This window comes from Mangrovibacillus cuniculi (assembly GCF_015482585.1).
Taxonomy (GTDB): Bacteria; Bacillota; Bacilli; order Bacillales; family R1DC41; genus Mangrovibacillus; species Mangrovibacillus cuniculi.
The window spans coordinates 486,143-505,037 of sequence record NZ_CP049742.1; the positions used below are offsets into that span (position 1 = coordinate 486,143).

Below are 18,895 nucleotides of genomic sequence, written 5' to 3' on the forward strand. Positions count from 1 at the left end.
AGGGTATAAGTCGCCCTGGTCCAAAAGCAGAGCAGGCGACAAAGGGTATAAGTCGCCACGGCTCTAAAGCAGAGGAGTCGACAAACGAGGTAAGTCGCCCTGGTCCAAAAGCAGAGGAGTCGACAAACGGGGTAAGTCGCCCTGGTCCAAAAGCAGAGGAGTCGACAAACGAGGTAAGTCGCCCTGGTCCAAAAGCAGAGGAGTCGACAAACGAGATAAGTCGCCCTGACCTCAAAGCAGAGGAGGCGACAAAGGGAATAAGTCGCAATGGCCCCAAAGCAGAGGAGGCGGCAAAAGGGGGAAGCCGCCATGGCCCAAAAGAAGTCGAGTCGACAAACCGCCCAAGCTGCACCTAAAGAGCTTAATTCACATCCCCAACATATACCTTTGTCTTTCCACCCGAATTACGTGCAAGGATATGCTTGCAAATCTCCTTAGGATAAACTCGTAAGTTCTCTAACTCCTCCAAGGAAATCCATTCGACTCCTACTTGATGTGAATCCGGGTTAATTGGTACAGCTCCTGAATCAAATGTCTCTTCCAATTGACAGTAAAAAAAGAAGTCTACCTGATGAAAACCTGAATCGAATTCTGCACGCTCGTGGTTTTTCCCGATATATTCTCTAACATGAAGTAGCTCAAGCACAGTTATTACTTGTCCAATTTCCTCTACGCATTCTCTTTTTATAGCGTCTGTTAAAGTTTCTTCATGTTCCTGTCCACCGCCTGGAAAGAGGTAAAAGTACCCCTCGAGATCTTCATTTTTGGTTAAAAGAATGTTATTACTTTCCAGGATAATTGCTTTGGCAGAGTTTCTAATGTTCAAAATGATTGTGCTCCTCTCAAAAAAATTATTTGCCAACCGTCACTAAAGTTAAATTTTAGCATAGATTACCAAGTAAGCAGATTTCTAGCCATAACACTTTTAAAAAAAATGCGTTGACAAAGTTTGTAATTGGGATTATGATTATCTCGAATTCAAGATAAATTCGGAATTGAATTTATGATAATCTTCTAACTATATTTTTTTAGCTATATATCTCGAATTCAAGATAAAATACATTGGAGGAATGAAAAATGATGGATCTAGGATTATTACTTATTCGTTTAGTTGTAGGGTTACTATTTGTAGGGCACGGGGCACAAAAATTATTTGGATGGTTCGGAGGTTATGGCTTAAAAGGAACTGGCGGTTGGTTTGATTCGATTGGCATGAAGCCAGGGGTTACGATGGCGTTAGTAGCTGGATTAGCAGAATTTGTTGGTGGATTACTGTTCGCACTTGGTTTCTTAACACCAGTGGCAGGGATTTTACTTGCCGTAACGATGCTCGTGGCAATCATTAAAGTGCATGCAGCGAACGGGCTTTGGTCTACTGCAAACGGATATGAGTATAACTTAACACTTATTGCTGTAGCAGTGGGAATCGCTCTAATCGGTCCTGGCGCATACGCAATTGACGCATTACTATTCTAAACTATTAAAAAGACCGCTTTCTCAAACGAGAGCGGTCTTCTTGATAACATCGATAAGTTCCTCAAATCTCTCCACGACAATATCTGCTTGTTGCAGTTCTTTCTCTTGGGCATAATCGAACTTTACACCAATGGAAGTAAGGTCGTTACCGGAACCAGCCGCAAAATCAGAGATTCTGTCTCCGACTACATAACCAAAAACGATCTCATTTTCCTCTTTGATCAAACGAACCAAATCTGTTTTGCTCCCATTGGCAATCAAATCTATACTATAAGTCTTTGTCACAAACTTATGTAATTCATACGTTTCTACAATTGCCTGAAGATAATCCGTTACCCCGTTACTCGCAATAAAAAGTGTATATTCTTGTGAAAGAACCTCAAGAGTACTCTCCACATCATCATAAAGAGCTCCCCGTTTTTGCTTGATCAATCCAATCAGCGCTTCTTGGAAATAGTCATTACTACTTTCATGAACTTCACTTGAATGGTTGGGGCATAGCGTCTGCCAGACAACAGAAAGCGGCACACCCATAATCTTTTGATACACTTTCAAAGGAGTAGGTCCATCCCAAAGTCCTTTCTCTCGGAGCATGTGAAATGTTGCTTCTAAAGCCCGCTCTAAAATTAAATCTGTTTGAAACAATGTTCCATCCATGTCAAAAATGATAGCTTTTGTCATCTGTCATTCCCCACCTAAGTCTAGTTTTCTTACAGTTTAGAACAATTTCAGTATACCACTGTCTAGGAATATCATGGGAAAATAAGGTATAATTGGAGCAGGGAGGCGATCACTATGGCAATTACATTACTTGTAGTATCGGTTATCTTATTCATATTACCAATCCTTACTCCGATATCATCTATCATCTTTATACCAATTTCGGTTATTTTCTTTGTTTTGTCTATCATCTTCTTTTTAAAAAAGAAGTGAATTAAATAATCTACATATTTGTATAAAAGGGTGGGGATCGCAAATGAAAAGAATAAAAATATCAAAGAAAAACCAGTTTTCGTTTCTCCTTTTATTTTTATTCCTAATCGGGGGAACATTAATTTTCACTTTAGGGGAAAAGCCATTAGAAATCCATGACGAAGCGATGCTGGAGTACTTGAAACAGCAAGGCATTGATGAAAATAATGATGGACAAATAACGATAGAAGAAATGGAAGGGTTGAGTGGTGAAGTAGTGATTGATAGCTATGACATCGAAGACTTCTCTGTGTTGTCACATGCGATTAATGTAACAAGTATTATAATACAGTCGCCGTATGTGAGTGAACTTCCAGACTTATCAAATCTGAAAGAACTTACTTTAGTGCAATTGCCTTACTTGTCCGAGGCAGAATCACTAACAGAGATAGGAAGTAACGATTCATTAATAGACCTTTCTATCATGCAAAGCAACTTAACGTCATTAGAAGGAATACAAAATCTTCCTAATTTGATATCTGTTAATATCATGACAAGAGAAGCTATTGATATACAGGCCTTAAATGGACATGAAAAGATAGAGAACTTAAGTTTAATGAGTGAAGAACATTTTGTTAACGGTCCCGTTCTAAAAACAATGAAAAATTTGAGGAATGTCCAATTGAATAACTTTAGCGGGAATGCAACTGAGGAAAACTATGTTGCATATCTCCCAACGAGCATTGAGAATTTTTATGTGCCGAGTTACAATGGTGACACTAATTGGGACGAGTATGCCAATTTACCAAATCTAAAAAGTGTCAATATTACATCAGAAATGAAGAATATAGATAAACTGCTCTCCAAATTACCGAGCGGATTAGAAAGTCTTAGTATTGAGTTAAATAAACCATTACTATCACCTATCTCTTTAGAAAGTTATGATGAATTAATTTCACTAAGTATTTATAGTTTTGATCCTGCAGCTATTGAGAGTATAACGAAGATACCTCCAAATTTAAAATCGCTTGCACTAGATAATGCAGAACTGTCCGATTCATTAATTAAACAAATTAGTTTGCAAGATAAACTATCGTACTTATTTATAAGCCAAGCTAATAACCTAAAAGATTTAAGCTTCGTAGAGAACTTATCCTTAGTTGACCTAACTATAAACGGAGCGTATTCGATTAAAGATCTAGAGCCTTTACGTAACATGGACACGCTACAAGGCTTATCTCTAAGAGAATCAGCCATAACTTCCATTGAACCGTTATTGGATTTGCCGGATTTAAGATATGTAAATTTAGAATCGGTAAGCCAGCCAGATCTAGATGTTTCTGCCTTAGTAGAAAAAGGTGTGGAAGTGTATCAATAACAAAAAAGTACTTCGGACCGAATCCGAAGTACTTTTTTAGTTTACAATCCAAAACGCCACCGCAAAGACGAGGACAGTAAATATCACTCCAAACAACAATTGTAAAAGCATGGAGTGGAATTTCTTTTCATCATGCCGAGCTTCTTCTGCTTCTAATAGAAAGGACAAAATCCACCTAGAAATAGGTTATCCCACCAGCTGTTGTTGTTTTTCTTTGTCATACTAACCTGTTGTCACAGAAAAGTAAGTGAGTATACCGAACATACTTAACAATAGAATGATGAGTTGAATAGCTAAACCGACGTAAGAGAAAATAGTGCCAGCTAAGATAAGTCCTTCTCCGCGTTCTGCTGTTTGTTGAATTTGTGCTTTTGCTTTTTTGGCGAGAATTAATGCTACAATACTAAAAATGAGTCCACCGATTGGTACGAATAAAGAAAGAATGCTGAATGATAAAGTGGCGACTGATAAGGAATTGGTTTTATTTTGCAAAAGAAAGCCTCCTTTTTGTTATACTATAGATACCATATTTAGGAATGAAAAGTTTCATTCTTTTCTACATTACTTTATAAGTAAGGAGTGATTAAATTGAAATATGTGTTTAATATGTATTATTTGATGATTGCCATTGTTGCAGTAGTCCTTGTGAGTGAATTTCTATTAAAAGGAGTTTATTCTGCCATTGCAAGTTGGTTGGTCGTAGCGTTGTTCTTCTTCGGAACGTTAATGTTTATCAATGCTAAGTTTTATTTGAAGAAGAGTGATAGTAACTAAAGAGTGAACGATGTGAGAAGAATCATTGATCAGTCTCACTCAGATTCATGGCTGCTTATTTTTTTATTTAGCGCTGATGATTGTATCTATTGTTACTTTTAGAAAGAATAGTAAGGTAGAAGTATGGTGAGGTTTCTTGAAGGAGAAGTTCTACAACGTTTAAGAAGGTAAGGGAATGACGAAAGATGAATAGCATTAACTTGTATTTAGATGCTGCCTTTAAACAGGTGGAGTATTGTATTGCAACTATAGGTAAGATGATTGAAAGTATTTCAGTGGATCAGTTGGAATATCGACCTCTTGAAGGTAAAAGGTCATTAAAAGAATTGTTGTCGCATCTCGTCATTATTGGTGAAGCAGATTGTTTGATTGCTAAGGGCTATTCTGGTGAACAAATGATGGTGTTTTATAAGGGGAAACAAATAAATAGTAAAGCAGAAATGATTAAAGAACTAGAAAGATTTATAAAGTATCTCAAGGACTATTTTTATAGTTTAGAAGAAGAGGAATTAGCGGAAGAGTTTACGACTTATTGGGGTGAGGTTTACAGCCGGTATGAGTGGTTCACCCAAATCATTGCTCATCTCCATCACCACCGAGCGCAAGTTTTTGACATGATGGTGCAACTTGGAATTGAGGCAGAGGTAACTTTGTTTAGATAGATTTGATTTATGCCGCGGTATAGTAAAAAATGAAAATTGGTAGTTAGGTATACCAGAGGAGTGTCCAGGGGTATAGCAGAAAGCGGGAAACGGAAGTCAGGTATACCAGAGGAGCGTGCCATGGTATAGCAGAGAGCGAAAATCGGTAGTCAGGTATACCAGAGGAGCGTGCCGTGGTTTAGCAGAGAGCGGGAATCGGTAGTCGGGTATACCAGAGGAGCGTGCCGTGGTATAGCAGAGAGCGGGAATCGGTAGTCAGGTATACCAGAGGAGCGTCCAGCGGTATAGCAGAGAGAGAAAATCGGAAGTCAGGTATACCAGAAGAACGTGCCGCGGTATAGCAGAGAGCGAGAAACGGCTGTCAGGTATATCAGAGGAGCGTGCCGCGGTATAGCAGAGAGAGAAAATCGGAAGTCAGGTATACCAGAGGAGCGTCCAGCGGTATAGTAGAGAGCGAAAAAGGGCAGTCAGGTATACCAGAGGAGCGTCCAGCGGTATACCAGAAAGAGAAAATCGGAAGACAGGTATACCAGAGGAGCGTGCCGTGGTATAGCAGAGATCGAAAAACGGCATTCAGGTATACCAGGGGAGCGTCCAGCGGTATAGCAGAAAGAGAAAAACGGCAATCAGGTATACCGCAAGAATCCTCTTTAATTTTCTTTGGTTGCTAATTTCTTTACGAAGAAAGTGATAATAATTACTTGCACCACTAAAACCAAGGTCATCAGCCATGATAACTGATTTTGAAACATAATCATACAAACCATCATAGCAGTTAATAAAAGTAAATGTAGTGAGGAAAGTAGCTGAATTTTTTTCTTTGAAAAGGATAAGCCAATCGACACTATTGCTTGCAAAGGCAAAACAACAAGTAATGCAAAGAAAGCACCCATTGTTAACGGTTCATACCAGCTGAAGATTTCCATTGTTGAAGAGCTGATGAATAAAGCGAACAGGAATATAGCTACTTGCAATGCAATAAAGGTTTTATTTAAGAATTTCTTCACATTTCTATTCATACAAATTCCTCCTATAAATAACTTATTCTACTAGTATGTAAATTTTAACATAATAAGTTAATTTTACTAACGCGCAGAGTATGAAATTTTTCTCAGGCTTAAGGTCAATAAGCTCATTCAGCTCTAATGATCTTCTCATCATATTCTAGCCCCACGGTTTCAAACCAATTTGTTAAAGAGTCTTTAGAATAATATTGATTTAATTCGTGCACAAACACTTCATCTTCGTAATAAAAAGTTAGCTTCACTGCTTCTCGATTTTCTACTGTTACTAACGCATAATCAACTTCTTCCCAAGCAACTTTCGTTTTTTCCACATCCCATAAATCAGCATGATGGATACCCTCCTGATCGAAATAAACATAAGTATTTAGAGAGAAAATCAATAAAATAATTCCTGCTACCAGACACAAACAACTACCAATACAATTGGAAAACTTATTTGTTAAAAGAAGTTGAAAACCTATAGAAAATAAAATGATAGATACTAGAGTGAGAAGTAAAGCAGTCATGGGTATGTCTTTCATGAAGAACGTTAATGGAAAAACTCCATAGTTTTGATACAGCAAGATAATAAGAAAGGATGTAGGGATTGCTAACAGCGTCATGGAGAAACGGATACTAATAGAAAAAGATTTCCTTTCTTTTTGTAACTGTCCTATCATTTGCAAGGCTAGCACCCTCCTCGAACTAATCTTTAAATTTTTCTGTTATATCTTTACCTAAATTGGTAAATAGCAAAAACGTTAGAATCATACAAAGTAAGAAAGCGATAAGAGGATCGTTTGTGTGAAAGATGGTACTTGTAATAAAGTACGCAATAAAAGAAAAACCAAGGTACAAGATCCAGTAGACAAGTAGGTTTAAATAATTCATACGAGTACCTCCAGTGGATATGGTAAAATATAACTCTATCATATCAAAAAGTTATCCATAGGTGGCGAAAGAATGAGAAATTCTGGTGGAATTGTTTCTTTAATCGAAAAAGATCAAGCGATGATGGATGTGTTAAAAGCCGTAAAGCAATTGCACCTCCCAGACTGGTGGGTGTGCGCAGGGTTTATCCGGACAAAAGTTTGGGACACGCTTCACAGATTTCCTGCTCCAACGATTCTTCCTGATGTAGATGTTGTTTATTTTGATCCAGTAAACGTAAATGAGGATTCAGAAAAAGAACTTGAGTCACAATTATATACATTGATGCCAGGTATCCCTTGGTCAGTGAAAAACCAAGCACGAATGCATGTAGTAAATAATCAAGCACCATATATTTCAACAACCGATGCAATCTCGAAGTTTCCAGAAACAGCAACAGCCATTGGGGCTTCATTAGATGTAGAAAATAATGTCATCTTAACTGTTCCGTGGGGTGTGGATGATTTATGGAACATGGAGATTAGACCTACTCCTGATTTTGAGAGTGGTGGTGAGTTATCAGCCATTTATGAAAAGCGTTTACGAGATAAGTGTTGGGAAGAAAAGTGGCCGTTAGTCAAAGTACATATGGTTGTTAAGAGTCGCTAAGGGGAGATGAAATTGAAAAGAGTAGATGTAGCATACGTATTGTTGGTGAATGAAGAAGAAAAAGTACTCATGGTAGAGAATGAGAGTGGTGTCTGGACGTTACCTGGTGGTGAAGTGGAAAAGGGTGAGACGTTAAAAGTTGCTGCTAAGAGAGAGGTTTTAGAAGAAACCGGATTAGATGTGGAAGTAGGAGATCTCGTTTCTGTTAATGAAGTATTTATGAGAGACATTGATGCACATGCTTTGTTTTTCACTTTTTCAGGTAGAGTACTTAGTGAGGAGATAGTTATCACCAGAAAGGAAGAAATTCTAGCTGTTGAGTGGAAAAGTAAAGAAGAGGCCAATTCGCTAATGCCTTATTTTGAAGAAGGTGTGGAATTGTTGTTGCGTTCTAGTGCTCCTTACAGTCTACAGGCCTGAGAAGTAATAAAAAAGTCTTGGACAATAACTAATAGTGACTGCACAGGGATTTCCGCTGCAGGGGGACGCTTTCCACGGGGCGGGCTGCTGTATCGAAAAGCGGAAGGCGCGCGTTTAGATGCGGCAGCAAACTTGGAGGGACCGAGGAGGCAGCTCTTCAGCCACCACAGGGCCATCTGAGTTTGCCGAGCATCTGCGCACCTGGAGCTAGACATCCCTCCTCGTCGCGAAAGTACGCGCTCCTGTGGGGTCTCAGTAACCCACCTTTCCCGTAGGAGTCGCCCCCTTCCGCTACAATCCCAAAGATATATTCTGTAAAATCGTTGATTCTGCAGTATTATTAGCTAGAATACATCGAAAAAATATATTTGTTTTTATGTACCTTTTTTAGATTTGCATCTACCTTTACATCTTCTTGGCCATCATAATCATTCTAGGACTCTGATAAAATCCGTTCTTTATGTAAAAACTTTCTGCAGGGGCTTCTTTTGCAGTGAGTAAGTATACCCGTTGTATTTTTTCGTCACTTGCGATGGTTTCTATATACTCCAGTAAACTTGTACCAATTCCCTTTCCTTGTTGGAATGGTTTTACACACATTTCAGGAATATAGAAGTGGTAGCTATCTATCCATTTTTCTTTGTAGCCTAGGAGAAATCCAAGTAATTTATCATCATGGTAATATCCCAACCCTAAGAAAGTTTTATGGGAAAAAATAATATCTAATCGTTCCTGAGCGTCAGCTATCTTCCAGCCGTCATTCCAAGGTTCGGCATTGAATACTTTTACATACAGATCAGTACAGCTTTCCAAATCACTTAGGGTTAATCTTCTAATCATTATCACACCTCGTTTTTTATAAATAATTCCATAATGTGAAACACATGTAAAGATAATTCGTCTAGTTTTTTGGAAGTGTTGATCATAGTATATAAGACGTTATTATCCGTTCTGTTAGTTTTGTCCCTTTTTGCTTGTGATTCAGGTGGTTCTTTACCTATAACAGAAGTCGTTTTAGAAGATAGAAATGGTGAGTTACTGTTAATGGAAGATCCAGATGCACTTAGAATCATCCACGAAGTGTGGAAAGAGATCAATTGGGACCCTAACGTTAAGGCGGAGATGTCAAGGGAGCCAGACAAAATGTTAAGCATTCATTTGGAAAAATTAACTATCCTCTATCGTATTTGGAGAAATTCAGACGATTCCTTTACTATTATTAGTAATAATTCAACAGAAGGATATGGTAAATTGGAAGGAAAAGCAGCGGAGACGTTACTGGGGATTTTATATGATACATAATTGATCATTTGTTGCAGGGCAGTTTAGTGAAATTTTAGAAGTATGGGAGAATACTAATGAAGAAGATCTTCGTTTGTCTAACAGTCGCTTTATTCTTCTCGACTTTACAAGCAAAAGCAACATCATGGGCATATGAATTGGTTGTTTGGGGTGGAAATGTTTATTCTTTACAAGATGAAACGGTGGAAGAGGTAGGAGAGAAAATTGGAGAAGTCACTAGCTACTCTGATATGGAATCGTTAGGAGGTAACTTTTCAAATGCTTATCCAGTTGGCACAGCTTATTATTCTTTAGTCGGCATAGATAAAAGTGAAGCAATTGCAGTGGAGATTTCCAAAGGAGTTTTCGAGAAAGCTACATATGAACATAAATTTAAAGAATCTAATTTTGAAGTTTTTCCTACTACTATTCCAATGATAGTTTGGAAGTTTTTGTTCCTTATGGCTGGGCTAATGATTCTTTTAACTGTGTGGGCTAGGAGAAAATAGTCAGATTGTAAACCATTAAAAAAGCCTAAGAACATTGCGTTCTCAGGCTTTTTTCTTTAAGGAAACAAAGTAAAATAAAAACAATCCAGCTAGGAATGAAAAGATAAGTTTTGGCATGAAATACATGCTAATACCATGAAATAAAGAAGAGTTTAATTTTTGGAACATAGTAGCTTCTTCTACCCAAGTGATGCTACTGCCTACGCCGAACATAAAAGGGATACTTAGTAAAAGATAGATACCTAAAAAGTTAATAAAGAACATTTTTCTACTCATAGTAACTCACTCCTTATTGGGAAATTGTTTGATCCAAATAAGTTGGAATTAGGACAGATTCATCAAGATAATCTGTAAATGTTACAGTATATGCACGAGCTTCTTTCCTTGAACTAACAATTGTGTGTATGGCTTGATCAATGTAGTGAATGGCAACACCATCATCAGCTGCAATGCCGTTTTTAAGTGTTTTTTCTTGAATAAATTTTTGGAAAGCAGGGCGTCTATTTATTTCTCCATCATAATGTGGGCAATGGCTACCTGGGAGAAAACCTAGCGCTTCAATGGGCTCTAACCCATCTCCGAAAGAATCGGTCACTCCTTGTTCGAACCAGCAAATGGACCCCGCGCTTAATCCGGATAGAATGACTCCTTGTTCCCAAGCTTTCTTAATATAAATATCTAGGTGCCATTCTTTCCATAGAGCAAGTAGATTCTTTGTGTTGCCACCACCGACAAAGAGGATGTCCTTAGATAAAAGAAAGTCTTCTAAGTCACGTGTGGGTGGGTTAAATAGTGATAAATGAGAAGGCTTGCAGTCCAGTTGTTGATAAGATTTGTAAAAACGATCGATGTAGTTTTGAGAATCTCCGCTTGCTGTTGGAATAAAGCAAATGGAGGGGGAGGGTGTTTTAGCTTGGTTAAGAATGTAACGGTCTAATGCAAGATTTTCTGGTTCCATAGAAAACCCGCCACCGCCAAGTGCAATGATTTGTTTCATGAGGACACCTCTTTCTTAGGAGTGGTTTAATAGATATTCGATATGTAGTGGAAATTCCCTTTATTTTGTTGGAATGTTTTGGTTTAATTTGATTGTAAAATTTAGCGGAGTTTTTAGGAAGAGTAGGAAGTCGACAAACGAGTTAAGCCGCCATGGAAGAATAAGTTAGAATGTAAAAAATGGGGAAAATCATCTTCTGAATATATTAATCAAAAAAAATTGATTAATTTAGTTGCAAAAATCATCCAATAGAATATAATGGAATTACATCAAGAAAAATTGATGGAAGGAGAGAGTGAGATGACGAACTTCACTATTTACGAACAAAAGTTCAAAGCATTGGCAGACGAGAAAAGGTTACACATTATCAATATTTTAGCAACTAAGGGGAGCCAGTGTGTTTGCGATTTAACGCCTATTCTGGAAATGCCGCAATCGAAATTATCTTATCACTTAAAGATTTTGTTAGATGCAGAATTAATCACCAAAGAACAACGAGGGACTTGGAATTATTATTCATTAAACGAACAGAGCGTTCAATCTTTGTTATCTAGTGAACTATGTTGTGTGTTTCTTCCTTCCAAATAAGAAACATATGCCTGTTAAATCAATTTTTTTGATTAATTCATCAATATTTTTTGATTAATGGAGGGGTAACTATGTGGGGAGAAATTGGGGAAACTTTTTTCTATTTAGCTTTAGAACTATCCACTTTGTTCATTATTATTTCATTTGCTATCCATGCATTACAATCATTCATTCCTTATGAAAAAATTGAACGTTTCTTAAGTGGAAGAAATCGAGGGATTGCTGCTACTGGTGCTATTGTATTTGCGTTTGTTACACCGTTTTGTTCATGTTCCACCATCCCTTTGATTGTAAATATGTTAAAAAAGAAAATGCCGTTTGGGATTGTGATGATCTTTTTATTTGCTTCACCTGTGCTAGATCCAACGATTATAACTTTAATGGGTGTCATTTTGGGATGGAAGGTTGCACTTCTTTATACCATCCTCACTATCTTGTTTTCCGTCGTTTTAGGATTTATGTTGGAAGCCTTAGGATTAGAAAAATCAGTAAAGAACGTTGTCTTAATGGGCTATGTAGAAAGAGAGAAGCGTTTTGAATGGAGAGCAGCTTGGAATGAAACGATTGGGTTAATGAAAAGTGTACTTCCTTATTTATTGATTGGAGCTGCTGTGGGTGTAATTATTCAAGGAGCAGTTCCAACAGTATGGATCGCAACAACCTTTGGTAAGGATAGCTGGTGGCTAGTCCCTGTTGCTGCAGTAATCGGAATTCCATTATACATTCGCTTAGCTAGTATGATACCAATTTCACAGATTTTAATCATGAAGGGAATGGCACTTGGACCTGTTATGGCTTTGATGATTGCCTCAGCTGGAGCGAGTTTACCGGAAGTCATATTACTTAAATCTATCTTTAGAGTAAATTTAGTTATTATCTTTGTCAGTTCCGTTATAACTATGGCAACATTGTCTGGTTTTATCTTTTATATTTTTGGATAAGGAGGTGAAGGAAAATGAATTTATGGACATTATTGTTTGGAAACAATGAGAAGAAAACGGATTGTTGTTCTTTAAGTATTGTAGAGATCAATGACGATAAAGAAGTTTGTTGTGAGAAAGATGAAAAGTGATTAGGTTGTTATGAGGTAGAAATCACAAAAGGATAAGTAGTTTGAAGTGCCATTTCAAGCTACTTATCCTTTAAGGCGTGATAAGAAAAGTACTATAAGAAATACAAGGATAGGGACGAGAGAAAATAGTAATGTCTTCAGCCAGGTTATTTTCTTTACTTTCCATTCAATTAATCGATCCATAACAAAGAATAAGAAAGCAGCGATTAAACTGATCTTTCCTAATACAGAGCCAAACAGCAAATGTAATACAAAGGAAAAAAGGTGAAAAGCATTATTTCTTTTCCATTTTGAAGTAACTTTTAGACTAATCCAATCACTAATCCAAGAGGTGAATCCACCGTATAAAAGAATAATAGGAGAAGAGAAGATCCAATAGGTAACCGAGTAAGAAATTGAATCTAAAAAAAATAAAGAAAAAGGGGTAAATGATTTTTCACCATAAGGATTTAGTATAAATCCTAAAATGATTGGATACATACTCATTGTTAAAGCTGCAGCAGAAATTTTCCTCTTAATCACCTATCTTCCTCCTCTTCTCCAACTCCACAATGCTAGAAACAAATATGCACTATTCATCAAAATAAAAGACAAGAAAAGGTACCCGAATAATAAAGATGTAGGATGTTCGTTTGCAGATAATAGAGTAGCCTCATATGGCATTGGGGGAGTTAAACTAGTTTGATTTTGTTTAACGAAAGCAAAAGGAAAACCGAATGTTACTTCCTCTAATTGTGTTTGATCATCTACTGTTGTCGAAGTAACCATCGGACTAAGGATTAGACAAACATTAAGTAAAACACCAAAGAACATAAATTGTTTAAAAGACATGTGTCACCTCACCATATTATCGCTAGTTTAGCAGTATCATGATAATATGTAAATGAATAGGAGGTTGAGCAATGGGCAATCCAATTAAACTCATGCTATTAGGTATTACCATTCTATTAGTGACAATTTTCTTTCAACAAGTTGTATCACCCGTGGGAGGTAATCCTTCTCCGGTTTTACAACTTCTCCTTGTTTTAGGCATAGGTACTACTCTTGTAGGTTTCTTCAAAAACAAGTAAAGGACGTGTAATAATGAATATTATAACCGTAACGGAAAACCAATTAGGATTGTTAGCGCCATTATTTAATGACTATAGAATGTTTTATGAAAAAGAAAGTGATGTAGAGGGAGCAACAGCATTCTTAAAAGAAAGAATAATAAATAAAGAGTCTACTATTTTCCTTGCCATGATTGATGCTCAGCCAGTTGGATTCGTTCAGTTGTATCCCGTATTTTCTTCTGTTGCCATGCAGCGAGCATACATTTTGAACGATTTATTTGTAGCAAGTAGTGCTCGTAAAAGTGGCGTAGGGCAAGCATTGATGGAAAAAGCTTTTGCTTTCTGCCAATCAGAGAATGCTAGATATGTCATGTTAGAAACGGACTTATCGAATAAGAAAGCGCAAGCCCTTTATGAAAAAATGGGGATGGTTGTTAATCCAGAAGTGTTGTTCTATGTGAAAGGGTTAGCGGATTAAGGTATGGGAAATTTAATAGAACTTACAACAGAGCAACAATTAATCGATGTTTTTCCGATTATGAATCAATTAAGAATCGATCTTTCCTTACAAGAGTTTTTGACCTTATTTTCCCAAATGAAAAAGGAAGCATATCAACTTTTTGGTTGGCAAATGAATGATAAAATTGTTGGTTTAGCGGGTGTGGCTTTCCGCACGAACCTTTATAATGGAAGGCATCTTTATATTTATGATTTAATTACGGATGAAAAAGAACGTTCAAAAGGGTATGGAGATGCATTATTATTAGCGCTGCACTCCTTAGCGAAGGAAAACGGTGCGAAGTATGTAGCATTGGAATCTGGCTTACAAAGAATAGATGCTCATCGTTTCTATGAAGAGAAGATGTGCTATGACAAATGGTGTTATTCGTATAGAAAAGAGTTGTAATGTCTACTTTCATTGTATTATTTCTTTCACTTAGTATTGGTGGTATTTAGGGAGTCTTTCTTGCAGAAACTTCTGCCTTAGCTATACCTGCATTGTTGGGAGCTAATCTAATAGTAGTAATTGTCATTTTAATTGAATTGCAGAGAAGTCTTAGAAACGGTTAAAGATAGAAACGAATGATAATAAGCTTTTTCTAATGGAGAAAAAACTATTGAGGAGATTACATATGATTAAAGCAATCATTTTTGATTTCGACGGATTAATTATTGATACAGAGACAATTTGGTATGAAGCGTTTAAACAAGTTGTAGAACAAAAACATAAAAAAGAGCTAACTATCGAACGTTTTTCTACGTGTATAGGAACGGGTAATAATGTCCTAGAAGCGGCAATAAGAGAATTGGTTGGGGAATCATTAGAATTCGATAAGATGGAAGAAGCTTCTTTTGCTCTGTATAAAGAATTACTACTTCATCCCGTTTTACGAGATGGTGTTCTTGATTACCTACAAGAAGCGAAAGCAAACGGTATTCGAATTGCTTTAGCATCTAGCTCATCAAGGTCTTGGATTGAAGGATACCTACAGCAACTTGGCATATTAGAATACTTCGAGGTAATCAATACAAAAAATGATGTAAAAAATGTGAAACCAGATCCGGAACTGTACCTTAAGACATTAAAGGATTGTAACCTATCTGCTAAGGAGGCGGTTGTGTTTGAAGATTCCTTAAACGGTTTAAGAGCAGCGAAGGCAGCTGGAATTACTTGTGTTGTGGTACCAAATCCAGTTACTGTACATATGCCGTTTGAACAGCATGATTTTAAGTTGAATTCCATGAAAGACATGAGTTTGCTTGAATTACTTAAGCAATTAGAAGCGACTAGAGTGACAAAATAATTCTAAGACAGTTTTCTAACCACCATTAGAAAACTGTTTTTTTTACGTCTTTGTGTTTACAAAAACATATAATTATTTTATTATATAAGCGGTTGATTATATAAGTGAGGAGGAAACGATTTTGTTACAAACGGTCGTAGACATAGAGCAAGCAAGCAATGTACTTAAATTACTTGGTGACAAAACACGATTAACCATGATGAAGATGTTACAGTCTAATGATTGTTGCGTGTGTGAATTTACTGCAGTCTTTCAAACTAGCCAGCCAGCGATTAGCCAGCATCTACGTAAATTACGAGATGTTGGATTGGTAAAGGAAACTAGAAAAGGACAGTGGATTTTTTATTCACTAAATAAAGACTCAGATTACTACTTTATGGTCGAAGAAGTATTATCTTTCTTACCAAATCAAGATCATAAAATAAAAGAATTAGAAGCACAAGGATTACGTATTTCTTGTGATTAATTGGAGGGTATTTTTGTGACACCTGTCATTTTAGCAATTCTTATCTTCCTGCTTACATTAACGTTAGTTATTTGGCAACCAAAAGGCCTATCAATTGGATGGTCTGCATGCGGTGGAGCAGTGTTAGCGTTACTTGTAGGTGTGGTAGATTTTACAGATGTTATCGACGTAACATCGATTGTATGGAATGCAACATTGGCGTTTATTGGAATTATCATTTTTTCTTTAATTTTAGACGAAATTGGCTTCTTTGAGTGGGCGGCTCTGCACATGGCTCGAGCTGCGAAAGGAAACGGAGTTCGTATGTTTGTGTACGTAATCCTTCTTGGAGCTATCGTAGCTGCCTTATTTGCTAACGACGGAGCTGCACTTATCTTAACACCAATCGTTTTAGCAATGGTTCGAAATCTTAATTTCAGCGAAAAAATGATATTCCCTTTCATCATCGCAAGTGGATTCATTGCAGATACGACTTCCCTACCTCTAGTAGTAAGTAACTTGGTAAATATCGTATCAGCAGATTTCTTTGGAATTGGATTCGTGGAATATGCATCTCGCATGATTGTGCCAAACTTCTTCTCATTAGGCGCAAGTATCTTGGTCTTATATTTATTTTTCCGAAAAAGCATCCCTGGAAATTATGATGTAAAGCAGTTAAAAGAACCTAGAGAAGCCATTAAAGATATGCGTATGTTTAAGCTTTCTTGGGTAGCTTTAGCAGTTCTGCTTGTTGGTTATTTTGGCGGGGAGTTTGCGGGAGTACCTGTTTCTTTTGTAGCACTGACGGTTGCCGGGATTCTACTATTGTTCTCACGCAAGAGTGATGCAGTGCACATTCCGACAGTGATAAAAGGCGCTCCATGGGCAATTGTCTTCTTCTCTATTGGAATGTACGTGGTAGTCTATAGCCTTCGAAATGTTGGGTTAACAAGTTTATTGGCGGACGTAATACAGTGGACGGCAGATCATGGACTGTTCGCAGCGACGATTGGGATGGGCTTTATCGCAGCCATTCTTTCATCTGTTATGAATAACATGCCAACTGTTATGATTGATGCACTTGCTATTGCAGAAACAGATACAACAGGCGTCATAAGAGAAGCGCTGATTTATGCAAATGTTATTGGTTCTGACTTGGGACCAAAAATAACGCCGATTGGATCGCTCGCTACTTTACTGTGGCTTCACGTTTTATCGCTAAAAGGCGTCAAAATCTCATGGGGTACTTATTTTAAAACAGGTATCATTTTAACTATACCAACATTATTTATTACCTTGGTTGGTCTATATATTTGGTTATTAATTATCTAAAACATCCACTTGAAAAGGAGCAATAACAATGACAAAAAAAACACTATACTTCTTATGTACAGGTAACTCTTGCCGAAGCCAAATGGCAGAAGGATGGGGCAAAAAACTTCTTGGTGATGAGTGGGTTGTGAAAAGCGCTGGTTTAGAAGCGCATGGATTAAATCCAAACGCTGTGAAAGCAATGGCGGAGATTGACATGGATATCACAAATCAAACTTCTGACACGATCGATCCTGAAATTTTAAATAATGCAGACCTAGTTGTTACACTTTGTGGGCATGCTGCAGACCACTGTCCAGTGACACCTCCTCACGTCAAACGTGTTCACTGGGGATTTGATGACCCAGCGAAAGCAGAAGGAACAGAAGAGGAGAAGTGGGCATTCTTCCAACGAGTTCGTGATGAGATTGGTGAGCGAATCGAGCGTTTTGCGAAGACAGGAGAATAATGACGATGACGAAAAATTATCAAGAGCTAATTCCTGGTCGAGTTTATATCGGTGGAGCAGATGACCTTTCTGTTGCTTTAGAAAACGAGAAGATTGATGTTGCGTATGATTTACGTGCAGAAGCAGGCGAATCATTATTCGAAAACCACAAACATACACCAATCGTGGACGATGCAGCAAATCAAGATGAGTCGATTCGACATGCGGTTTCAGAAATCGTTCATTCTTACAACGAAGGTAAAAACATCTATTTCCACTGCCAAGGTGGAAGCAATCGTACGGGTACTGTAGCGATAGGAACCTTGCTTTCTTTGGAGCTAGCAAAATCAATGGATGATGCGGAATTACAAGCAAAGTCTGCCCGTCCAAAAATTAATGTGAAGCCAGAAATGAAAGAAGCATTGGCGAGATTATATAAATAATTTTTTCAAACCGTTAGGAAAGGGAGTGACTACTTTTCTAGCGGTTTTTTTTGGTGATTGGGGGAGAGTGAGGACCGCCAGCAAGCAAAGAAGGCGGTCAAAAGTGGAAAAAACAGAAGTAGAGGACCGTCAGCAACCGGAGAAGGTCGTCAAAAGTGGTGGAAGCCGAAAGTGAGGACCATCAGCAAGCGGAGAAGGTCGTCAAAAGTGGTGAAAGCGGAAGTAGAGGACCGTCAGCGAGCGGAGAAGGTCGTCAAAAGTGGTGAAAGCGGAAGTAGAGGACCGTCTTCCATGGGAAGCGGTCCTCTAGTATCTCCAGTTATCCTTTTCGCATATTATCTGGACTTTTCAGCCAGTGACGAATTCCTTTACCAGCGAAAGGTTCATCTTTGAATCTAGGAAGAATATGTAAGTGTGCATGCATAATGGATTGACCGCCTACTGGATAGCAGTTCCACCCAACGGTATAACCATCTGGAGCGCAATCTGAATCTAGGATTTCTTTCACTTGGCCTAACAAGTCATACGTGGCATCCCATTCTTCTTTTGTTAAATCAAATAACGTTTCGCGATGCTCTTTTGGCACAATTACACCTGAGCCAGCTAGGATTTCTTGCGGCATTTGTAAGAAGCGACAATGTTCATTCTCTAACACAACTCGCTGTTGCTTAATCAATTCTAGTTTACAAAACGGGCAACCTTTCATGACGTTCACTCCACCTATAATCGATTCATTTATTTTATAGTATAGCATTTATTTAAGTTAGTAGGGTGAGAGT

General features: G+C 37.7%; 31 protein-coding genes. 19 read left to right on the plus strand and 12 right to left on the minus strand.

The genetic code is table 11. The annotated features are described in order from the left end of the window. Nucleotides 1–361 precede the first annotated feature (361 nt). A complete protein-coding gene (locus G8O30_RS02465) occupies nt 362–829 on the minus strand; it encodes an NUDIX domain-containing protein (protein ID WP_239674469.1) in 468 nt (155 codons plus the stop codon). Nucleotides 830–1,077: 248 nt separating this feature from the next. On the opposite strand from G8O30_RS02465, the gene G8O30_RS02470 reads away from it, so the two are divergent. Next, nucleotides 1,078–1,476: a DoxX family protein gene (locus G8O30_RS02470; RefSeq protein WP_239673416.1), complete on the plus strand. Its 399-nt coding sequence runs from the start codon at nt 1,078–1,080 to the stop codon at nt 1,474–1,476. A gap of 21 nt (nt 1,477–1,497) precedes the next feature. Here G8O30_RS02470 and G8O30_RS02475 read toward each other — a convergent pair whose 3' ends face one another. Then, nucleotides 1,498–2,157, minus strand: a complete 660-nt coding sequence (locus G8O30_RS02475; protein ID WP_239673417.1) for an HAD hydrolase-like protein — start codon at nt 2,155–2,157, stop codon at nt 1,498–1,500. 114 nt (nt 2,158–2,271) lie between these two features. Between G8O30_RS02475 and G8O30_RS02480 the strand changes: the two genes are divergently transcribed. Further along, entirely contained in the window at nt 2,272–2,409 is a 138-nt protein-coding gene (locus G8O30_RS02480) for a hypothetical protein (protein WP_239673418.1), read from the plus strand. 43 nt (nt 2,410–2,452) lie between these two features. Further along, a complete protein-coding gene (locus tag G8O30_RS02485; protein WP_239673419.1) occupies nt 2,453–3,766 on the plus strand; it encodes a hypothetical protein in 1,314 nt (437 codons plus the stop codon). 222 nt (nt 3,767–3,988) lie between these two features. On the opposite strand, the gene G8O30_RS02490 is transcribed toward G8O30_RS02485, so the two are convergent. Further along, complete coding sequence (locus tag G8O30_RS02490) at nt 3,989–4,258, minus strand: DUF4190 domain-containing protein (protein ID WP_239673420.1); 270 nt, start codon at nt 4,256–4,258, stop codon at nt 3,989–3,991. A gap of 96 nt (nt 4,259–4,354) precedes the next feature. Here G8O30_RS02490 and G8O30_RS02495 point away from each other — a divergent pair, with 96 nt between their 5' ends. Together G8O30_RS02495 and G8O30_RS02500 are read left to right on the plus strand one after the other, a co-directional pair. Next, the gene (locus tag G8O30_RS02495) at nt 4,355–4,540 is read left to right on the plus strand and encodes a hypothetical protein (protein WP_239674582.1); all 186 of its coding nucleotides are present in this window, start codon (nt 4,355–4,357) and stop codon (nt 4,538–4,540) included. Between the two features lie 185 nt (nt 4,541–4,725). Further along, the gene (locus tag G8O30_RS02500) at nt 4,726–5,202 is read left to right on the plus strand and encodes a DinB family protein (protein WP_239673421.1); all 477 of its coding nucleotides are present in this window, start codon (nt 4,726–4,728) and stop codon (nt 5,200–5,202) included. Nucleotides 5,203–5,852: 650 nt separating this feature from the next. Here the strand turns inward: G8O30_RS02500 and G8O30_RS02505 are convergent. The 3 genes from G8O30_RS02505 to G8O30_RS02515 form a co-directional block, all read right to left on the minus strand. Then, on the minus strand, nt 5,853–6,221 hold the full coding sequence (locus G8O30_RS02505) for a hypothetical protein (protein ID WP_239673422.1): 369 nt from the start codon (nt 6,219–6,221) through the stop codon (nt 5,853–5,855). Nucleotides 6,222–6,334: 113 nt separating this feature from the next. Then, nucleotides 6,335–6,892, minus strand: coding sequence for a hypothetical protein (locus tag G8O30_RS02510; RefSeq protein WP_239673423.1), 558 nt, complete (start codon nt 6,890–6,892; stop codon nt 6,335–6,337). A 19-nt stretch (nt 6,893–6,911) separates the two neighbouring features. Then, nucleotides 6,912–7,097 (minus strand): hypothetical protein, encoded by a 186-nt coding sequence (locus G8O30_RS02515; protein ID WP_239673424.1) that lies wholly within the window; start codon nt 7,095–7,097, stop codon nt 6,912–6,914. Nucleotides 7,098–7,169: 72 nt separating this feature from the next. Here G8O30_RS02515 and G8O30_RS02520 point away from each other — a divergent pair, with 72 nt between their 5' ends. Together G8O30_RS02520 and G8O30_RS02525 are read left to right on the plus strand one after the other, a co-directional pair. Next, nucleotides 7,170–7,745, plus strand: coding sequence for a nucleotidyltransferase family protein (locus G8O30_RS02520; RefSeq protein ID WP_239673425.1), 576 nt, complete (start codon nt 7,170–7,172; stop codon nt 7,743–7,745). 12 nt (nt 7,746–7,757) lie between these two features. Next, complete coding sequence (locus G8O30_RS02525) at nt 7,758–8,165, plus strand: NUDIX hydrolase (RefSeq protein WP_239673426.1); 408 nt, start codon at nt 7,758–7,760, stop codon at nt 8,163–8,165. 405 nt (nt 8,166–8,570) lie between these two features. On the opposite strand, the gene G8O30_RS02530 is transcribed toward G8O30_RS02525, so the two are convergent. Further along, nucleotides 8,571–9,005 (minus strand): GNAT family N-acetyltransferase, encoded by a 435-nt coding sequence (locus G8O30_RS02530; RefSeq protein WP_239673427.1) that lies wholly within the window; start codon nt 9,003–9,005, stop codon nt 8,571–8,573. Between the two features lie 78 nt (nt 9,006–9,083). Between G8O30_RS02530 and G8O30_RS02535 the strand changes: the two genes are divergently transcribed. Both G8O30_RS02535 and G8O30_RS02540 read left to right on the plus strand, forming a co-directional pair. Next, nucleotides 9,084–9,467 (plus strand): hypothetical protein, encoded by a 384-nt coding sequence (locus G8O30_RS02535; RefSeq protein ID WP_239673428.1) that lies wholly within the window; start codon nt 9,084–9,086, stop codon nt 9,465–9,467. A 56-nt stretch (nt 9,468–9,523) separates the two neighbouring features. Continuing rightward, a complete protein-coding gene (locus G8O30_RS02540; RefSeq protein ID WP_239673429.1) occupies nt 9,524–9,955 on the plus strand; it encodes a hypothetical protein in 432 nt (143 codons plus the stop codon). Between the two features lie 42 nt (nt 9,956–9,997). Here G8O30_RS02540 and G8O30_RS02545 read toward each other — a convergent pair whose 3' ends face one another. Beyond that, nucleotides 9,998–10,231, minus strand: a complete 234-nt coding sequence (locus tag G8O30_RS02545; RefSeq protein ID WP_239673430.1) for a hypothetical protein — start codon at nt 10,229–10,231, stop codon at nt 9,998–10,000. Between the two features lie 13 nt (nt 10,232–10,244). Continuing rightward, on the minus strand, nt 10,245–10,952 hold the full coding sequence (locus G8O30_RS02550) for a Type 1 glutamine amidotransferase-like domain-containing protein (RefSeq protein ID WP_239673431.1): 708 nt from the start codon (nt 10,950–10,952) through the stop codon (nt 10,245–10,247). 300 nt (nt 10,953–11,252) lie between these two features. Here G8O30_RS02550 and G8O30_RS02555 point away from each other — a divergent pair, with 300 nt between their 5' ends. Next, nucleotides 11,253–11,540 (plus strand): ArsR/SmtB family transcription factor, encoded by a 288-nt coding sequence (locus tag G8O30_RS02555; RefSeq protein WP_239673432.1) that lies wholly within the window; start codon nt 11,253–11,255, stop codon nt 11,538–11,540. A gap of 71 nt (nt 11,541–11,611) precedes the next feature. Next, entirely contained in the window at nt 11,612–12,481 is an 870-nt protein-coding gene (locus tag G8O30_RS02560; RefSeq protein ID WP_239673433.1) for a permease, read from the plus strand. Between the two features lie 194 nt (nt 12,482–12,675). On the opposite strand, the gene G8O30_RS02565 is transcribed toward G8O30_RS02560, so the two are convergent. Together G8O30_RS02565 and G8O30_RS02570 are read right to left on the minus strand one after the other, a co-directional pair. Further along, complete coding sequence (locus tag G8O30_RS02565; protein WP_239673434.1) at nt 12,676–13,134, minus strand: hypothetical protein; 459 nt, start codon at nt 13,132–13,134, stop codon at nt 12,676–12,678. Next, nucleotides 13,135–13,443 (minus strand): hypothetical protein, encoded by a 309-nt coding sequence (locus G8O30_RS02570; protein WP_239673435.1) that lies wholly within the window; start codon nt 13,441–13,443, stop codon nt 13,135–13,137. 71 nt (nt 13,444–13,514) lie between these two features. On the opposite strand from G8O30_RS02570, the gene G8O30_RS02575 reads away from it, so the two are divergent. From G8O30_RS02575 to G8O30_RS02610, 8 genes are all read left to right on the plus strand, one after another. Further along, complete coding sequence (locus G8O30_RS02575) at nt 13,515–13,682, plus strand: hypothetical protein (RefSeq protein WP_239673436.1); 168 nt, start codon at nt 13,515–13,517, stop codon at nt 13,680–13,682. A 13-nt stretch (nt 13,683–13,695) separates the two neighbouring features. Further along, nucleotides 13,696–14,142: a GNAT family N-acetyltransferase gene (locus G8O30_RS02580; protein ID WP_239673437.1), complete on the plus strand. Its 447-nt coding sequence runs from the start codon at nt 13,696–13,698 to the stop codon at nt 14,140–14,142. Nucleotides 14,143–14,145: 3 nt separating this feature from the next. Further along, nucleotides 14,146–14,571 carry a GNAT family N-acetyltransferase gene (locus tag G8O30_RS02585; RefSeq protein WP_239673438.1) on the plus strand — a complete coding sequence of 142 codons (426 nt, stop codon included), beginning with the start codon at nt 14,146–14,148 and terminating at the stop codon, nt 14,569–14,571. 226 nt (nt 14,572–14,797) lie between these two features. After that, nucleotides 14,798–15,469: an HAD family hydrolase gene (locus tag G8O30_RS02590; protein ID WP_239673439.1), complete on the plus strand. Its 672-nt coding sequence runs from the start codon at nt 14,798–14,800 to the stop codon at nt 15,467–15,469. A 121-nt stretch (nt 15,470–15,590) separates the two neighbouring features. Next, nucleotides 15,591–15,935 carry an ArsR/SmtB family transcription factor gene (locus tag G8O30_RS02595; RefSeq protein ID WP_239673440.1) on the plus strand — a complete coding sequence of 115 codons (345 nt, stop codon included), beginning with the start codon at nt 15,591–15,593 and terminating at the stop codon, nt 15,933–15,935. Nucleotides 15,936–15,950: 15 nt separating this feature from the next. Further along, nucleotides 15,951–17,246 carry an arsenic transporter gene (locus tag G8O30_RS02600; RefSeq protein WP_239673441.1) on the plus strand — a complete coding sequence of 432 codons (1,296 nt, stop codon included), beginning with the start codon at nt 15,951–15,953 and terminating at the stop codon, nt 17,244–17,246. Between the two features lie 28 nt (nt 17,247–17,274). Next, on the plus strand, nt 17,275–17,694 hold the full coding sequence (gene arsC, locus G8O30_RS02605; protein WP_239673442.1) for an arsenate reductase (thioredoxin): 420 nt from the start codon (nt 17,275–17,277) through the stop codon (nt 17,692–17,694). Between the two features lie 5 nt (nt 17,695–17,699). Further along, nucleotides 17,700–18,116 carry a protein-tyrosine phosphatase family protein gene (locus G8O30_RS02610; RefSeq protein WP_420844591.1) on the plus strand — a complete coding sequence of 139 codons (417 nt, stop codon included), beginning with the start codon at nt 17,700–17,702 and terminating at the stop codon, nt 18,114–18,116. 319 nt (nt 18,117–18,435) lie between these two features. Here the strand turns inward: G8O30_RS02610 and G8O30_RS02615 are convergent, their stop codons facing one another. After that, nucleotides 18,436–18,822 carry an HIT family protein gene (locus tag G8O30_RS02615; RefSeq protein ID WP_239674470.1) on the minus strand — a complete coding sequence of 129 codons (387 nt, stop codon included), beginning with the start codon at nt 18,820–18,822 and terminating at the stop codon, nt 18,436–18,438. Between the last annotated feature and the right edge of the window lie 73 nt (nt 18,823–18,895).

What these genes read in the sequence shown, in the direction of transcription:
- G8O30_RS02540 (WP_239673429.1), top strand. Translation starts at nt 9,524, where the DNA reads ATGAAGAAGATCTTCGTTTGTCTAACAGTCGCTTTATTCTTCTCGACT.
- G8O30_RS02500 (WP_239673421.1), top strand. Translation starts at nt 4,726, where the DNA reads ATGAATAGCATTAACTTGTATTTAGATGCTGCCTTTAAACAGGTGGAG.
- G8O30_RS02480 (WP_239673418.1), top strand. Translation starts at nt 2,272, where the DNA reads ATGGCAATTACATTACTTGTAGTATCGGTTATCTTATTCATATTACCA.
- G8O30_RS02545 (WP_239673430.1), bottom strand. Translation starts at nt 10,231, where the DNA reads ATGAGTAGAAAAATGTTCTTTATTAACTTTTTAGGTATCTATCTTTTA.
- G8O30_RS02560 (WP_239673433.1), top strand. Translation starts at nt 11,612, where the DNA reads ATGTGGGGAGAAATTGGGGAAACTTTTTTCTATTTAGCTTTAGAACTA.
- G8O30_RS02610 (WP_420844591.1), top strand. Translation starts at nt 17,700, where the DNA reads ATGACGAAAAATTATCAAGAGCTAATTCCTGGTCGAGTTTATATCGGT.
- G8O30_RS02575 (WP_239673436.1), top strand. Translation starts at nt 13,515, where the DNA reads ATGGGCAATCCAATTAAACTCATGCTATTAGGTATTACCATTCTATTA.
- G8O30_RS02615 (WP_239674470.1), bottom strand. Translation starts at nt 18,822, where the DNA reads ATGAAAGGTTGCCCGTTTTGTAAACTAGAATTGATTAAGCAACAGCGA.
- G8O30_RS02515 (WP_239673424.1), bottom strand. Translation starts at nt 7,097, where the DNA reads ATGAATTATTTAAACCTACTTGTCTACTGGATCTTGTACCTTGGTTTT.
- G8O30_RS02585 (WP_239673438.1), top strand. Translation starts at nt 14,146, where the DNA reads ATGGGAAATTTAATAGAACTTACAACAGAGCAACAATTAATCGATGTT.
- arsC (WP_239673442.1), top strand. Translation starts at nt 17,275, where the DNA reads ATGACAAAAAAAACACTATACTTCTTATGTACAGGTAACTCTTGCCGA.
- G8O30_RS02590 (WP_239673439.1), top strand. Translation starts at nt 14,798, where the DNA reads ATGATTAAAGCAATCATTTTTGATTTCGACGGATTAATTATTGATACA.
- G8O30_RS02580 (WP_239673437.1), top strand. Translation starts at nt 13,696, where the DNA reads ATGAATATTATAACCGTAACGGAAAACCAATTAGGATTGTTAGCGCCA.
- G8O30_RS02485 (WP_239673419.1), top strand. Translation starts at nt 2,453, where the DNA reads ATGAAAAGAATAAAAATATCAAAGAAAAACCAGTTTTCGTTTCTCCTT.
- G8O30_RS02475 (WP_239673417.1), bottom strand. Translation starts at nt 2,157, where the DNA reads ATGACAAAAGCTATCATTTTTGACATGGATGGAACATTGTTTCAAACA.
- G8O30_RS02520 (WP_239673425.1), top strand. Translation starts at nt 7,170, where the DNA reads ATGAGAAATTCTGGTGGAATTGTTTCTTTAATCGAAAAAGATCAAGCG.
- G8O30_RS02550 (WP_239673431.1), bottom strand. Translation starts at nt 10,952, where the DNA reads ATGAAACAAATCATTGCACTTGGCGGTGGCGGGTTTTCTATGGAACCA.
- G8O30_RS02570 (WP_239673435.1), bottom strand. Translation starts at nt 13,443, where the DNA reads ATGTCTTTTAAACAATTTATGTTCTTTGGTGTTTTACTTAATGTTTGT.
- G8O30_RS02470 (WP_239673416.1), top strand. Translation starts at nt 1,078, where the DNA reads ATGATGGATCTAGGATTATTACTTATTCGTTTAGTTGTAGGGTTACTA.
- G8O30_RS02530 (WP_239673427.1), bottom strand. Translation starts at nt 9,005, where the DNA reads ATGATTAGAAGATTAACCCTAAGTGATTTGGAAAGCTGTACTGATCTG.
- G8O30_RS02555 (WP_239673432.1), top strand. Translation starts at nt 11,253, where the DNA reads ATGACGAACTTCACTATTTACGAACAAAAGTTCAAAGCATTGGCAGAC.
- G8O30_RS02505 (WP_239673422.1), bottom strand. Translation starts at nt 6,221, where the DNA reads ATGAATAGAAATGTGAAGAAATTCTTAAATAAAACCTTTATTGCATTG.